The organism is Mesorhizobium qingshengii (assembly GCF_900103325.1).
GTDB classification, from domain to species: domain Bacteria; phylum Pseudomonadota; class Alphaproteobacteria; order Rhizobiales; family Rhizobiaceae; genus Mesorhizobium; species Mesorhizobium qingshengii.
Window position 1 is genome coordinate 173,889 of record NZ_FMXM01000005.1, and the last position, 13,446, is coordinate 187,334.

The window sequence follows — 13,446 nt, forward strand, 5'->3', positions numbered from 1 at the left end:
TGAAACGACGAACCGCTCTGATGACGGTCCGACAATCCTACGTCCCGCTCGTCGCCAGGAGCGACAGCGTGCGCACATTGTCGTGGCCTTCGAAGTCGAGCAGGCGGGTCGGATACTGGCCGGTGAAGCAGGCGTCGCAGAATTGCGGCTGGTCGTTGTCGCGGCCCGCCTCGCCGACGGCGCGGTAGAGCCCGTCGATCGAGAGGAAGCCAAGCGAATCGACACGGATGAACTCGGCCATCTCTTCCACCGACATGCGCGATGCCAGAAGCTTCGACTTCTCCGGCGTGTCCACGCCGTAGAAGCAGGACGCGCTGGTCGGTGGCGAGGCGATGCGCATGTGCACTTCCTTGGCACCGGCGTCGCGCACCATCTGTACGATCTTCTGGCTGGTGGTGCCGCGTACGATCGAATCGTCGACCAGCACCACGCGCTTGCCCTCGATCATGCGGCGGTTGGCGTTGTGCTTCAGCTTGACGCCCATGTGGCGGATCGAATCGCCGGGCTGGATGAAGGTGCGGCCGACATAGTGGTTGCGGATGATGCCGAGTTCGAAGGGAATGCCCGCCGCTTGGCTGAAGCCGATCGCCGCCGGCGTGCCCGAATCCGGCACTGGCACGACAATGTCGGCCTCGACCGGGTTTTCCTGCGCCAGCTCGGCGCCGATGCGCTTGCGCACCTCATAGACGTTGCGGCCTTCGACCGACGAATCCGGTCGCGCGAAATAGACATACTCGAAGATGCAGAAGCGGGTTTTCTGCGGCTCGAAGGGGAACAGGCTCTCAATGCCCTTGGACGTGACCACAACCATCTCGCCGGGCTTCAGGTCGCGCACGAAACGCGCGCCGATGATGTCGAGCGCACAGGTCTCGGAGGCCAGGATCCAGGCGCCGTCAAGATCACCCAGCACCAGCGGCCGGATACCGAGCGGATCGCGGCAGCCGATCATCTTCTTGGCTGTCATCGCCACCAGCGAGAAGGCGCCCTCGACCTGCCGCACCGCATCGATGAAACGCGAGTTCAAGTCGCGCTCCTTGCTGGTGGCGACAAGGTGCAAAATCGTCTCGGTGTCGGAGGTGGACGAGAAGATCGCGCCCTGCTTCTGCAGCGCGCGTTGCACGGTCATGGCATTGGTGAGATTGCCATTGTGGGCAACGGCAAAGCCGCCATCGGCCAACTCGGCGAAGAAGGGCTGGATGTTACGCATACCGGCGCCGCCGGTCGTGGCGTAGCGTGTGTGGCCAATGGCGCGGTTGCCTTGCAGGCTGTCGATGACGCGCTGCTTGGTGAAGGTGTCGCCGATCAGGCCGACATGGCGTTCGACATGAAACTGGGTGCCGTCATAGGAAACGATGCCGGCAGCCTCCTGGCCGCGATGCTGCAGCGCATGCAGGCCGAGGGTGACAATGGCTGCCGCGTCCTGCCGGCCGAAAATGCCGAACACGCCGCATTCATCGTGGAAATGGTCGTCGGCCTCGGCGGAAAGCCCGTTGTCTGCGTCTGCCATCTTAAGCTCCGCTAAAATCGCCATATAAGGCGGGTGCGCGCCGAAAGCAACGCGCACCGTGCAGCCGTTCACATGATCGTCGGTTTTCCGACGTCAGTTCGCCGGCGCTGCCGGTGCTGGATTGGCCGGGGCGTTGTCCGCCGGCGGCGTTCCGGCGTCACTGTCGTCGGGAGCCGGCGCATTGGCATCGTCGCCGCCAGCCGGCGCATCCGCCGCCGGTGCGTCGGGAGCGGCGGGCGTCTCGGTAGCCGGCTGATTCGGATTGAGCTTCTTGAGGATGGCGTTTTCCGGATCCTCGGGCAGCAGGCTTTCAAGCTTGGCACCGATCGATTCGAGCAACGGCCGCGACTTGGCATCCGTGACCCAGGCCGGTGCCTTGGCGCCAGCCAGCCAGTTGAAGAACAACAGCGCCACCGCGACGACCAGAATGCCGCGCGCGGCGCCGTAGAGGAAACCCAGCGTGCGGTCGAGTGCGCCGATCCTGGAATCGATGATCCAGTCGGCGAGCTTCATGGTGATGACCGAGACGACGATCAGCGCAATGATGAAGACGACGCCGGCGGCGGCCGCCATGGCGATCTTGTCATTGTCGATGTAAGGCTTGAGATAAGGCAGAACTGGCTTGTAGAAGAAGAAAGCCGCCGCCGCTGCCGCCGCCCAGGAAACGACAGACAGGATTTCGCGCGAGAAGCCACGGACCATGGCGAGCATCGCCGAGACCAGGGTGAAGCCGACAAGAATTCCGTCAAGCAGCGTAATCGGCATGTCTTTCGCCCCACTCCATGTCTTTCACCAGTCGACGAGCCGCGTCACTCTTCCTCGTCGGCGCGGCTGCGGCGTGAGCCGGCTATACGCGCCACGAGGTCGGCAAGCTCGGTCGGCTGGAAAGCACCGGCCCCGATCCCCCCGGCAAGTTCCCCACTGCCCATGGGCAGAACCGCGCTTCCAAAACCCAGCTTTTCGGCTTCCTTGAGGCGCTGTTGCGCATGCGCAACCGGCCTCACGGCGCCCGAAAGGCTGATTTCGCCGAAATAGACGCAATCGGCGGGAAGGGCAAGACCGGTGAGCGAGGAAACCAGGGCGGCCGCCACCGCTAGATCCGCGGCGGGCTCAGAGATCCGATAGCCGCCGGCGACGTTGAGATAGACGTCATGGGTGCCGAAACGTACGCCGCAATGGGCTTCGAGGACCGCCAGGATCATCGACAGCCGGGCGCCGTCCCAGCCGACGACGGCGCGGCGCGGCGTGCCGAGCGAAGATGGCGCGACCAGCGCCTGAATCTCGACCAGAACCGGCCTCGTCCCTTCCATGCCGGCGAAAACCGCGGCACCCGGCGATTTCGCATGACGCTCGCCGAGGAAGAGCTCGGACGGATTGGCGACTTCGCGCAAGCCCTTGTCCGACATCTCGAAGACGCCGATCTCGTCGGTGGGACCAAAGCGGTTCTTCACCGTGCGCAGGATGCGGTAGTGATGGCCGCCTTCGCCCTCGAAGTAGAGCACGGCGTCGACCATGTGCTCGACGACGCGTGGTCCGGCGATCTGGCCCTCCTTGGTGACATGGCCGACCAGCACGATCGCCGCACCCGTTGATTTCGCATAGCGGATCATCGCCTGCGCGGCGGCGCGCACCTGGGTGACGGTGCCTGGCGCCGAATCGGCGAGGTCGGTCCACAGCGTCTGGATCGAATCCAAGATGACGAGGTCCGGCCGCTTGCCGTCGGCGATCGTCGCCAGGATGTCCTCGACATTGGTCTCCGCGGCCAGTTCCACCGGTGCCGATGCGACGCCAAGCCGCTGCGCGCGCAGCCTGATCTGGGCGACGGCCTCTTCGCCCGAGACATAGACGATGCGGTGGCCTTTTGACGCGAGCGCCGCGGCCGCCTGGGTGAGCAGCGTCGATTTGCCGATGCCGGGGTCGCCGCCGACCAGCAGCGCCGAGCCACGCACGAAACCGCCGCCAGTGGCGCGATCGAGTTCGCCGATGCCCGAGATGATGCGCGGCGCGTCCTCGATGTCGCCGGACAGCGTTGTCAGCACGACGGCACGTCCCTTGCGGGCGTTGCGCGTATTGGCCGGACCCGAGCCGATGCCACCGGACGTGCCTTCCTCGACCAGCGTGTTCCATTCGCCGCAGGCATCGCATTTGCCGGCCCAGCGCTGATGCACCGATCCGCAATTCTGGCAGATGAACTGAACACGCGATTTGGCCATCAGGTGGATGCCGCTTGAAAATGGCCTGGGGGGTGGGACAGAGGGCGAGGGCAGGTCAAGAAATTACTCGAACCTCTCCGGCAGGTGATGTTCCTCGGCAAGGTCGGAGAAGCGGGTGAACTCGCCCTGGAAGGCAAGGCTGACAGTGCCGGTCGGCCCATGGCGCTGCTTGGCAATGATCACTTCGGCCTTGCCTTGTACCTCGATCATCTTCGTTTCCCAGGCAAGGTGCTCGGGCGTGCCTTTCTCCGGCTCCTTGTTCTTGATGTAGTATTCCTCGCGGTACACAAATAGCACCACGTCGGCGTCCTGCTCGATCGAGCCCGATTCGCGCAAGTCGGACAGCTGCGGATGCTTGTCGTCGCGGCTTTCGACCTGACGCGAAAGCTGCGAGAGTGCGATGATCGGCACGCCGAGTTCCTTACCGAGCGCCTTCAGTCCGGTGGTGATCTCGGTGATTTCCTGGACGCGGTTCTGCGACGCCTTGGCGGACGAACCCTGCATCAGCTGGATATAGTCGATGACCATCAAATCCAGCCCGCGTTGGCGCTTGAGGCGGCGGGCGCGCGCCGCGAGCTGCGCAATCGAAATGCCGCCCGTCTGGTCGATGTAGAGCGGGCGCTTGTGGTTCTCCTGCGTGTACGCGACAAGCTTGCCGAAATCGGCTTCCGTCAAGTCGCCACGCCTGATTTTGGACGATGGGATCTCGGTCTGCTCGGAGATGATGCGGGTGGCCAACTGCTCTGACGACATTTCGAGCGAGAAGAAGCCGACGACGCCGCCATTGGCAGCCTTGACGGAGCCGTCGGCCTGCTGGGCGGGCTCATAGGCGGCGGCGATATTATAGGCGATGTTGGTGGCCAGCGACGTCTTGCCCATGCCCGGGCGGCCGGCGATGATGATCAAATCCGACGGCTGCAAGCCGCCCATGCGGTTGTCGAGATCGCGCAGGCCGGTGGCAATTCCCGACAGGTGGCCGTCGCGCATATAGGCGGCGCTGGCCATGTCGACGGCGTTCTTCAACGCATCGGAAAAACTTTCGAAACCGCCATCGTAGCGGCCGTTTTCGGCCAGCTCGAACAGCCGCCGCTCGGCGTCCTCGATCTGCTCGGTGGGCGCCATGTCGACAGGCGCGTCATAGGCGATGTTGACCATGTCCTCGCCGACGGTGATTAGCGCCCGGCGGGTGGCAAGGTCATAGATGGCGCGGCCATAATCGGTCGCGTTGACGACGGTAACGGCCTCCACTGCCAGCCGCACGACGTATTGCGCCATCGTCATGTCGCCGACCTTCTCGTCGGCCGGCAGGAAGGTCTTCAGCGTGATCGGCGTCGCCACCTTGCCCATGCGTATGAACTCGGAAGCCACCTCATAGATCTTGCGGTGCAGCGGCTCGTAGAAATGGCTGGCCTTCAGGAAGTCCGAGACGCGGTAGAAGGCGTCGTTGTTGACGAGGATGGCGCCGAGCAGCGCTTGCTCGGCCTCGATGTTGTTTGGCGCTTCACGATAAAGCGGTGTTTCCGCGACGCCTAATTTCCGCGCTGCCTCTGCCATGATGTCCCCGATTTCAATCCCGGCTTCTCGATATCAGAACCGGACAATTTGATGCTGACTTATATGCATCAGTGCCCGTCCAACCGTCTTTGATGCCCGCTTTTCACAGCGCAAGAATTCAGTGGAAAGAATCCCGGTTGACTCGAATCGAAGCTGGGAGCTTAGCGCCTCTCGGAAGAGAACAAAACAGGAAAAGTGTGGATGCTGCGGTCACATAGAAAGGGCTGTGAATTCCTGTGGCGCTCAAATGATTGCCGAAGGTTTCACCGCCGTGGTGTGCTTGGCAACGTGTCGCCCCAGTCCAACCGCCGCGCGGCCTTGAAGACATCGCCGTCGCGTTTGGTGAACAGTTTTTCGCCGGCACGGCCGTCGTTTTCACAGAGCTTGAGCAAGACCTTGCCGGAACCGGACTTCGGCGGCGCGATCACGCGCGCGAGGTGGAAAGGGGCGGGTTGTCGCGAGGCGGCGACATAGATGAATTTCTCGTCCTCCCATGGCACATCGGCGTCCTTGGCTAGCCTGTGCAGGCGCGAGCGGGCGACGCGGCGGGAAAAATGGCACCAGTCGGGTGGGGCGAGCGGGCAGGGTGCCTGATGCGGGCAAGGCGCAAGCACATGCGCACCCGCCTCCATCAGTTGCCCGCGAACCGCAAGGACACGCTGCCAGCCGGCCGGCGTGCCCGGCTCGACAACCAGCAGCGTATCGCCAGTGAGTTGCCACAGCCGGTCGATGAGCTTCGGCAATGAGGCCGGAACGATTTCGTCCAGCACATAGGCGCACGTCACCAGATCGGCTGGCTTGAGGTCGGCAAGGTCGACCGTGGCGTCGCCGGCCAGCCATATGGTTTGGGCGGTAATTGCATCGCCGGCGAGCGTCTCGCCGACCTTGCGCACCGCGGCACTGGCTTCGAGCAGCACAGCCTGTTCGAGATCGGGCCACAGGTCAGTCGTGGCCCAAAGCACCGTGCCAGGGCCGGCGCCAACGTCGAGCAGGCTCTTTGGCGTAAAGCCCGGCCTGGCGTCGCTCAGCGCGTCGAGGCTGGCGCGGACCGCGGCATAGGTCGCCGGCAGCCGAGTCGCCAGATAGGCCCTCACGGCGGCATCCTGCGCCATATGCAGGCGGCCATCGCGCAGCTCGGCACGGTAGCGGTCGGACAGCGTTTTTGCCGCTTGCTTGAGTGCCGCCAGCGGAACGTTTTCGAGCAGGCGCTCGACTCCTTGGCGAAGTGGCGCCGGCAGTTCCATCTCACGCGCCCCTTGGCGCGAGGAGGATCACCGAAGCGCCGACAATGCAGAGGGCGGCACCGGCAAAATCCCAGCGGTCGGGGCGCACGCCTTCCACCAGCCACAGCCAGCCCAGCGACGCCGCGATGTAGATGCCGCCATAGGCGGCATAGGCGCGGCCGGCGGCGTTTGCGTCGACCAGTGCCAGCAGGAAGCCGAACAAGGCGAGCGAGGCGAGGCCGGGAAACAGCCATAACGGCGACTTTTCCAGCCGCCACCAGGCCCAGAACGAGAAGCAGCCGGCGATCTCGGCCAGAGCGGCGGCGGCATAGAAGTTGTAGGTCATGAAAAAGGTCTCGCGATCACGAAACCCTTTTCAGGGCAGCTGCCAGCAATGGCAAGCGGCAATGCTACTCCTGGCCCGCGACCTTGCGGCGGCGAGCTGGCTTGGCGGCAGGACCTTTTTTGATGGGGGCCGCTTCACGGTGCCCCATATCGCGCATCTCAAGCGCCTTCTCGCATTTGGCTATGTAGTCGCGCGACACAGGCAGCGTGTCATTCTTCTTGGCGATCTGGATCTGGAAGATGACCAGGTCCTGCCAGCGGAAGGCGGCTTCCGAGGCGGCCAGATAGAACTCCCACATCCGGCAGAAGCGCTCGTCATAGATTGCCTTGGCCTTGTCGCGATTGACGGCGAAGCGCTCGCCCCAGTGCTTCAGCGTGTCGGCATAGTGGAGCCTCAGGATTTCGATGTCGGTGACGACCAGGCCCGACTTCTCGATCGCCGGCATGACTTCGGAGAGCGAGGGGATGTAGCCGCCCGGGAAAATGTACTTGCGGATGAAGGCGCTGGTCGCCCACGGCACGCCGGAGCGTCCGATCGTGTGCAGGAGCATGACGCCATCGGGCTTGAGCAGTGTCGCGCTCTTGTCGAAGAAGGTGCGGAAATGATTGACGCCGACATGTTCGAACATGCCGACCGAAACGATGCGGTCGAAGCGTTCGTTGAGTTCGCGGTAGTCCTTGAGCTCGAAATGAACGCGGCTTTCCAGGCCTTGCGCGTGGGCGCGATCGGTGGCGACGCCATGCTGTTCGGTCGACAGCGTCACCCCTTGCACGTCGACGTCGAACGCCTTGGCGAGATAGAGGCCGAGTCCGCCCCAGCCGGAACCGATGTCGAGCACCGTCTGCCCGGCCTTCAGCCTGAGCTTGGCGGCGATGTGGCGTTTCTTGGCGGCCTGCGCCTCATCGAGCGTCATGTCCGGCTGTTCGAAATAGGCGCAGGAATACTGCATGTCCTCGTCGAGGAAGAGCCTGTAGAGGTCGCCCGACAGGTCGTAATGGCGCTGTACGTTGCGGCGCGAGCGCGATGCGGTGTTGATCTGCTGCAGGCGGCGGAAGGCGTGCCGAAGGCCCTCGATCGCCTTGGACCAGGTTGCGTCGATACCGCCGCTGCCCATGTTCTGGAAGGCGATGCGCATCACACCCAGCACGCCGCCTTCGAGAATGTCGAGTTCGCCGTCCATGTAGGATTCCGGAACAGCCAGCATCGGATCGAACGTGATGGCGCGCTCGGCATGCGCGGTCTTGATGTGCATGTGCACCGGCTCGCCGCTGCCGTCGCCGAAAACCACTGTCGAGCCCCTGGGGCCGGTTACCTTGAGATTGCCGGTGCGCACCAGGCGGTCGAGAACGCGCTTCAACAGAATATTCATGACCAAATGTCCCCTCTCGGTCAGACAGGCTGTCCTACTCTGCATCAATATATAGGGGTTCGAAAAGTTCCTTTTGGCACAAAAATGCCCGGGCGAGGGGCCCGGGCATTAGTCCAGAATGACTGGACGATCTGGATGTCGATGAAAGCGGTGTGCGTCCAGCCGGACGCGCACCACTTTTCACATAGTCAGGCGTTCTCTTCGCCGCCTTCGAACTCGGAATTCGGGTCGAAGAAGTTTTCCGGCCGGGCGTTGTCGTTGATGTCGTCGCCATAGATGGCTTCGGCGGTGGTCAGCGTCTCGCCCTTGGCCTGGCGTTCGGCTTCGTCGGCCGTGCGCGCGATGTTGAGCGTGATGGTGACCTCGACTTCCGGATGCAGGGCGATCGCCACATTGGTGAGACCGATGGTCTTGATCGGCTGGTTGAGCAGGATCTGGTTGCGGTTGACCGAAAAGCCTTCGGCCGTCAACAGATCGGCGATGTCGCGGGTCGAAACCGAGCCGTAGAGCTGGCCAGTTTCACCGGCCGAACGCACGGCGATGAAGCTCTTGCCGTCGAGCTTTTCGGCGACCTGGGCGGCTTCCGACTTGCGCTCGAGGTTGCGGGCTTCGAGCTGCGCGCGCTGGCCTTCGAACTTCTTTTTGTTGGCTTCGTTGGCGCGCAGCGCCTTGCCCTGCGGCAGCAGGAAGTTGCGGGCAAATCCGTCCTTGACCTTGACGGTATCGCCCATCTGGCCGAGGCGGGAAACACGTTCGAGAAGAATGACTTCCATGGTTTTGTTCCTTTGGTTGAGCGCCAACCGTCGGGATCGGCGCCGAATTGTCTCTGGAACAGGTCAGGAAGCTTGGACGCCCTGGCGCCGGTGTCGCTGTCCTGCCTGTCCGGGCAGTTAGAGGCTTGACCTCAACTCGGGATTTGAAACGACCCTGCGGCGCCCGTCGCCGTGGGAAAGGGAGCGGGCAGCAAGCCGCCCGCTCGAAAGTCTTAGCGGACCACGTAGGGCAGCAGGCCGAGGAAGCGGGCGCGCTTGATCGCCTTGGCGAGCTCGCGCTGCTTCTTCTGGCTGACGGCCGTGATGCGCGACGGCACGATCTTGCCACGCTCGGAAATGTAGCGCTGCAAGAGACGCACGTCCTTGTAGTCGATCTTGGGCGCGTTGGCGCCAGAGAACGGGCAGGTCTTGCGGCGGCGGTGGAACGGGCGCCGGGTCGGGATCTGATTGATGTCGACCATTATTCTACACCCCCTTCAAAGCCTTCGCGCGGACGGCGCGGGCCACGGTCGGCGCCGGCGTCGCCAAACGAGCGCGGCGGACGATCGCCACGGTCGCCGCGATCACGGTCGCCGAACGAGCGCGGGCCACGATCGCCACGGTCGCGGTCGCCGAAGCCGCCGCGTTCCGAACGCTCTTCGCGCTTCTGCATCATCGCCGAGGGGCCTTCCTCATGCGCGTCGACCTTGATGGTCAGGAAACGCAGCACGTCCTCGGACAGGCCCATCTGGCGCTCCATTTCGTTGAGCGCGGCCGGTGGGCAGGTAAGATCCATCAACGTGTAGTAAGCCTTCCGGTTCTTGTTGACCCGGTAGGTGAGGGACTTCAGTCCCCAGTTCTCGACCCGGCCGACGGACCCGCCATTCGCGGAGATGACGCCCTTGTACTGTTCGACAAGCGCATCGACCTGCTGCTGCGAGAGGTCCTGCCGGGCAAGAAACACATGTTCGTATAGAGCCATGGTGTATCAGTGCCTTTCTTCGTTTCTCTCCCGGTTCCCGGCGGCAAAAGCCTCTGCAACTTCTCTGACCCGCCGATCCCGAAGGGGCGGGGAAGAAAGGAGCATGACGAGACGGTCGAGAGCGGAGACACGGGAGGCGGAAGCACTTCTGGCTTCACGCGAAGGCTTTCGAAAAAACCTCCGGCCCTCCGTTCAGCCCCCAGCTGGGACCGGCAGATTGCGGGCCTCTATACAGCAATCCGGCCGCAACGCAAGGGCAAGCGGCACTCTCCTATGTCGCAGGAATGGAAAAATCGAGCGGCATCAAGGCAGGAGACTTTTGCAGTCCGCAACTGAAGGGCCAGATCGGCTCAACTCGTGTGGGCGACAACCTTGTCGACCGTTTCGGGGAAGAAGTCGGGCGCCGCACCGCGCTTGCCGAACATCATGTCGTACTGGATCAGTCGGAAATCGTTGATCGTCGGGTCGATCTCCTTTTGCCGCGACCAATCGGGTGTCGCCTCGCCGGTCGGGGTCAGCAGCAGGTTGCGGTCGACAACGCGGTAGCGCTCCCGCACCTCTCCTAGGAAACCCGTGTAGTAGGGGTGGGTGATGCCTGCGGCGGTGAGGATATGATATGGCAGGAATGCCGGGCTCACCGCGCCCAGATTCTCGACCGGACCGGAGCGGTTCGACCAGATGATGAGCGGTGTCTGGTGATGTTCAAGCGCGGCTTCCGGCGTCGGTTCCTTGCGTGGCGCGACATTGTCCTTGAGGAAGCCAGTCTCGACATAGACCGGTCCCAATGGCGGCAGGTGGTCGCCGAAGAAGGCGATGACGGTTGGCCGCTCGCGCTTCTTGGCCCATTCGATCAGGCGTTCAAGACCTCGATCCGCGTCGGCTGAGCCCTCGGCGTAAGACAGGAGCGACGCGCGCGCCCACTGGCTGATCGGTGCCTGCACCGTGTGCGTCGGGTTGGAATAGCGGTTGGGCTCATAGGGGCCGTGGTTCTGCAGGCTGACCGCGAAGAAGAACACCGGATCGTCGCTGGCGTCGGCCTCGCTGATGATCTCATCGGTCATCGCCGCGTCCGATGCCAGCGGCCCACGCTTTTCCATCGGCGGCAGCGTTTCTTCCGATTTGAAGTCGTTGAAGCCGAAATCAGCGTAGACCGTGCCACGATTCCAGAACCAGTTTGTGCCGGGATGGATGGCGCGCGCCCGGTAACCCTCGCTCTTCAGGAAGGTTGCCAGCGAAGGCGTCGGTGCGCGCACATATTGCTGATAGGGAATGCTGCCGGCCGGCAGGAACGCGTTGGAAAAGCCGGTCAGCGCCTCGAACTCGATGTTGGCCGTCATGCCGCCGAATTCGGGCGAGAACATCGAACCCGAGCGCAGCGCCCGCACATTGGGGATCGGGTCGGGTGTGATGGTGACGCCGGGAAGCTTGGTCGGATCCCAAAAGGATTCGCTCATTACGACGATGATGTCGGGCTTCTCGTCGGGTACCGAGGCGGTCACGTCGGACCTGCCGATCGCGGCGATTGCCTTGTCGGAATAGCCGGCCGGTGCCGAGACATGCGCCATCGGCACATTCAGCGCGAAGGCCAGTGCAAAGCCGTTGGAGGCATAGTTTTCCTTCTGGTCCCACATGATCGGGATGATCTGCAGCCGGTCGCGGGTCCACGAGAAGGTGGCATAGTCCATGATCGAAACGAAGAAGGCGAGCAGCGGCACGGCCAGCGTCAGCCGGGCAATGCGGCCCTTGTGGCTGAGCGACGGAACCTTGCGGCGCCACAGCCGCCAGCCATAGACGAGCAGCGACAGGCCGGCGACGATACCGACGACCATGGCGAGCGCGGTCATCGGCCGGTCACGCACGAGCAGCGGCAGCAGCGCGAAGATCTGGCGGGCATAGAGGAAATCGGTCGGATAGAGCGGATCGCCGAGATAGTGCGACTTCTGGTGGCCGACAAAGGCAAGGGACAGGGTCAGCGGCGCGACGATCATCAGGCTCTGGTGACTGCGGCCGAGCACGGCATCGAGGCCGATCAGGATCAGCGCAAACACGACAATGGTGGTCCAGCCGGGCTTGAGAGGCTGCAGGAAGAAGGAGACGGTGCCGGCAAAATCGCCGCGCACGATCAATTCTACGGCGAACACCAGCACGGCCGCGATCGCCAGGCTGATCAGACCATAGCGCACAACCGGCCATGTCCGGCCCGGCAGATAGCCGGTGGACGGATCGTCTTCCAGGAACTGTGGCGCGGCCCTGCCGGCGCGTTTCGAACTCTTTGCCACTTTAACTTCCCCGCCGGCGACAAACTCGTCACTCGATTGTCATGGAATTGTCACGCAAAGCTAGCGCCTCTGGCGGAAATAAGAAGAGCCAGCAAACGATTCGTGAGCGGTTTTCATCAGGAGTGATCGCCAAAAAGCCTTTTGGAACAGGCACTCGACCGACGATGCTGCCGCCGGGCAGGGCCGAAGTGGGCTTGACTTGGCGGCCTGCCTTGCGTCACAGGCAAGAAAAACTCGTCTATCAGGCAAGCAAAACCAGCCTTTGGGAGCCCTCGCATGGCCGTTGCATTCACCTTTCCTGGACAAGGCAGCCAGGCTGTCGGCATGGGCAAGGATCTCGCCGACGCCTTTCCCGAGGCGCGCAGGGTCTTCCAGGAAGTTGACGACGCGCTCGGCGAAAGCTTGTCCAGGCTGATCTGGGAAGGGCCGGAGGAAACCTTGACGCTGACCGCCAACGCGCAGCCGGCGCTGATGGCGGTGTCGCTGGCCGCCATCAGGGCGCTGGAATCGCGCGGCTTCTCGCTGAAGGATAGGGTCGCCTATGTCGCGGGCCATTCGCTGGGCGAGTATTCGGCGCTCGCGGCCGCCGGCTTCGTTTCGGTTGCCGATGCTGCGCGGCTGCTGCGCATCCGAGGCAACGCCATGCAGGCGGCCGTGCCGGCCGGCGAGGGCGCCATGGCGGCGATCATCGGACTGGAACAGGCTGATGTCGAAGCCGCCTGCGCCGAGGCCGGCAAGAGCTCGGTGTGCCAGATCGCCAACGACAATGGCGGCGGCCAGCTGGTCATTTCCGGCGCCAAGGCCGCGGTCGAACTTGCGGCAAGGCTGTGCACGGAAAAGGGTGCCAAGCGCGCGCTGATGCTGCAGGTGTCGGCGCCCTTCCATTCGGCGCTCATGGCGCCGGCCGCGGACGTGATGCGCGAAGCCCTGGCTGGCGTAGCGAAGAATGCGCCCGTCGTTCCGGTCGTCTCCAACGTGTCGGTGACACCCTCCAGCGACCCCGACGAGATCGCCCGACGCCTCGTCGACCAAGTGACCGGCCGTGTGCGCTGGCGCGAGACTGTCGAATGGTTCGGCGCAAACGGCCTCGGCACGCTTTACGAAATCGGCGCCGGCAAGGTGCTTTCGGGATTGGCGCGGCGCATCAACCGCGACATCGCCACCGCATCGGTCGGAACCGCGGCTGAGGTCGAGGCGACATTGGCAGCGCTTGCCTAGTTT

The 13,446-nt window shown here is 63.6% G+C and carries 12 protein-coding genes; 1 reads left to right on the top strand and 11 read right to left on the bottom strand.

From position 1 onward, the window contains the following. Positions 1–37: 37 nt before the first annotated feature. From purF to BLS48_RS09890, 11 genes are all read right to left on the bottom strand, one after another. Positions 38–1,507 carry an amidophosphoribosyltransferase gene (gene purF / locus BLS48_RS09840; protein WP_091577183.1) on the bottom strand — a complete coding sequence of 490 codons (1,470 nt, stop codon included), beginning with the start codon at positions 1,505–1,507 and terminating at the stop codon, positions 38–40. A 93-nt stretch (positions 1,508–1,600) separates the two neighbouring features. Further along, positions 1,601–2,272, bottom strand: a complete 672-nt coding sequence (locus tag BLS48_RS09845; RefSeq protein WP_091577185.1) for a CvpA family protein — start codon at positions 2,270–2,272, stop codon at positions 1,601–1,603. Positions 2,273–2,316: 44 nt separating this feature from the next. After that, positions 2,317–3,720, bottom strand: a complete 1,404-nt coding sequence (gene radA / locus BLS48_RS09850; RefSeq protein ID WP_091577187.1) for a DNA repair protein RadA — start codon at positions 3,718–3,720, stop codon at positions 2,317–2,319. 63 nt (positions 3,721–3,783) lie between these two features. Beyond that, complete coding sequence (locus BLS48_RS09855) at positions 3,784–5,274, bottom strand: replicative DNA helicase (RefSeq protein WP_091577188.1); 1,491 nt, start codon at positions 5,272–5,274, stop codon at positions 3,784–3,786. Between the two features lie 263 nt (positions 5,275–5,537). Then, positions 5,538–6,518, bottom strand: a complete 981-nt coding sequence (locus BLS48_RS09860) for a small ribosomal subunit Rsm22 family protein (protein WP_091577190.1) — start codon at positions 6,516–6,518, stop codon at positions 5,538–5,540. A gap of 1 nt (position 6,519) precedes the next feature. Next, a complete protein-coding gene (locus BLS48_RS09865) occupies positions 6,520–6,843 on the bottom strand; it encodes a YnfA family protein (RefSeq protein ID WP_091577192.1) in 324 nt (107 codons plus the stop codon). 64 nt (positions 6,844–6,907) lie between these two features. After that, positions 6,908–8,212: a cyclopropane fatty acid synthase gene (locus tag BLS48_RS09870; protein WP_091577193.1), complete on the bottom strand. Its 1,305-nt coding sequence runs from the start codon at positions 8,210–8,212 to the stop codon at positions 6,908–6,910. Positions 8,213–8,400: 188 nt separating this feature from the next. Further along, positions 8,401–8,985 carry a 50S ribosomal protein L9 gene (rplI, locus tag BLS48_RS09875; RefSeq protein ID WP_091577570.1) on the bottom strand — a complete coding sequence of 195 codons (585 nt, stop codon included), beginning with the start codon at positions 8,983–8,985 and terminating at the stop codon, positions 8,401–8,403. Between the two features lie 212 nt (positions 8,986–9,197). Next, positions 9,198–9,446, bottom strand: coding sequence for a 30S ribosomal protein S18 (gene rpsR / locus BLS48_RS09880; protein WP_006203718.1), 249 nt, complete (start codon positions 9,444–9,446; stop codon positions 9,198–9,200). Beyond that, positions 9,446–9,946 (bottom strand): 30S ribosomal protein S6, encoded by a 501-nt coding sequence (gene rpsF, locus BLS48_RS09885; protein ID WP_091577195.1) that lies wholly within the window; start codon positions 9,944–9,946, stop codon positions 9,446–9,448. The genes rpsR and rpsF overlap by 1 nt, the downstream gene beginning before the upstream one ends. Positions 9,947–10,296: 350 nt before the next feature. Next, the gene (locus BLS48_RS09890) at positions 10,297–12,225 is read right to left on the bottom strand and encodes an LTA synthase family protein (protein WP_091577197.1); all 1,929 of its coding nucleotides are present in this window, start codon (positions 12,223–12,225) and stop codon (positions 10,297–10,299) included. A 276-nt stretch (positions 12,226–12,501) separates the two neighbouring features. Between BLS48_RS09890 and fabD the strand changes: the two genes are divergently transcribed. Further along, complete coding sequence (gene fabD, locus BLS48_RS09895) at positions 12,502–13,443, top strand: ACP S-malonyltransferase (RefSeq protein ID WP_091577198.1); 942 nt, start codon at positions 12,502–12,504, stop codon at positions 13,441–13,443. The last annotated feature ends 3 nt before the right edge of the window (positions 13,444–13,446 follow it).

Excerpts from the sequence above, each read along its gene's own strand:
- radA (WP_091577187.1), bottom strand. The coding sequence starts at position 3,720 with ATGGCCAAATCGCGTGTTCAGTTCATCTGCCAGAATTGCGGATCGGTG.
- rpsF (WP_091577195.1), bottom strand. The coding sequence starts at position 9,946 with ATGGCTCTATACGAACATGTGTTTCTTGCCCGGCAGGACCTCTCGCAG.
- BLS48_RS09870 (WP_091577193.1), bottom strand. The coding sequence starts at position 8,212 with ATGAATATTCTGTTGAAGCGCGTTCTCGACCGCCTGGTGCGCACCGGC.
- BLS48_RS09865 (WP_091577192.1), bottom strand. The coding sequence starts at position 6,843 with ATGACCTACAACTTCTATGCCGCCGCCGCTCTGGCCGAGATCGCCGGC.
- fabD (WP_091577198.1), top strand. The coding sequence starts at position 12,502 with ATGGCCGTTGCATTCACCTTTCCTGGACAAGGCAGCCAGGCTGTCGGC.
- purF (WP_091577183.1), bottom strand. The coding sequence starts at position 1,507 with ATGGCAGACGCAGACAACGGGCTTTCCGCCGAGGCCGACGACCATTTC.
- BLS48_RS09855 (WP_091577188.1), bottom strand. The coding sequence starts at position 5,274 with ATGGCAGAGGCAGCGCGGAAATTAGGCGTCGCGGAAACACCGCTTTAT.
- BLS48_RS09860 (WP_091577190.1), bottom strand. The coding sequence starts at position 6,518 with ATGGAACTGCCGGCGCCACTTCGCCAAGGAGTCGAGCGCCTGCTCGAA.
- rpsR (WP_006203718.1), bottom strand. The coding sequence starts at position 9,446 with ATGGTCGACATCAATCAGATCCCGACCCGGCGCCCGTTCCACCGCCGC.
- BLS48_RS09845 (WP_091577185.1), bottom strand. The coding sequence starts at position 2,272 with ATGCCGATTACGCTGCTTGACGGAATTCTTGTCGGCTTCACCCTGGTC.
- rplI (WP_091577570.1), bottom strand. The coding sequence starts at position 8,985 with ATGGAAGTCATTCTTCTCGAACGTGTTTCCCGCCTCGGCCAGATGGGC.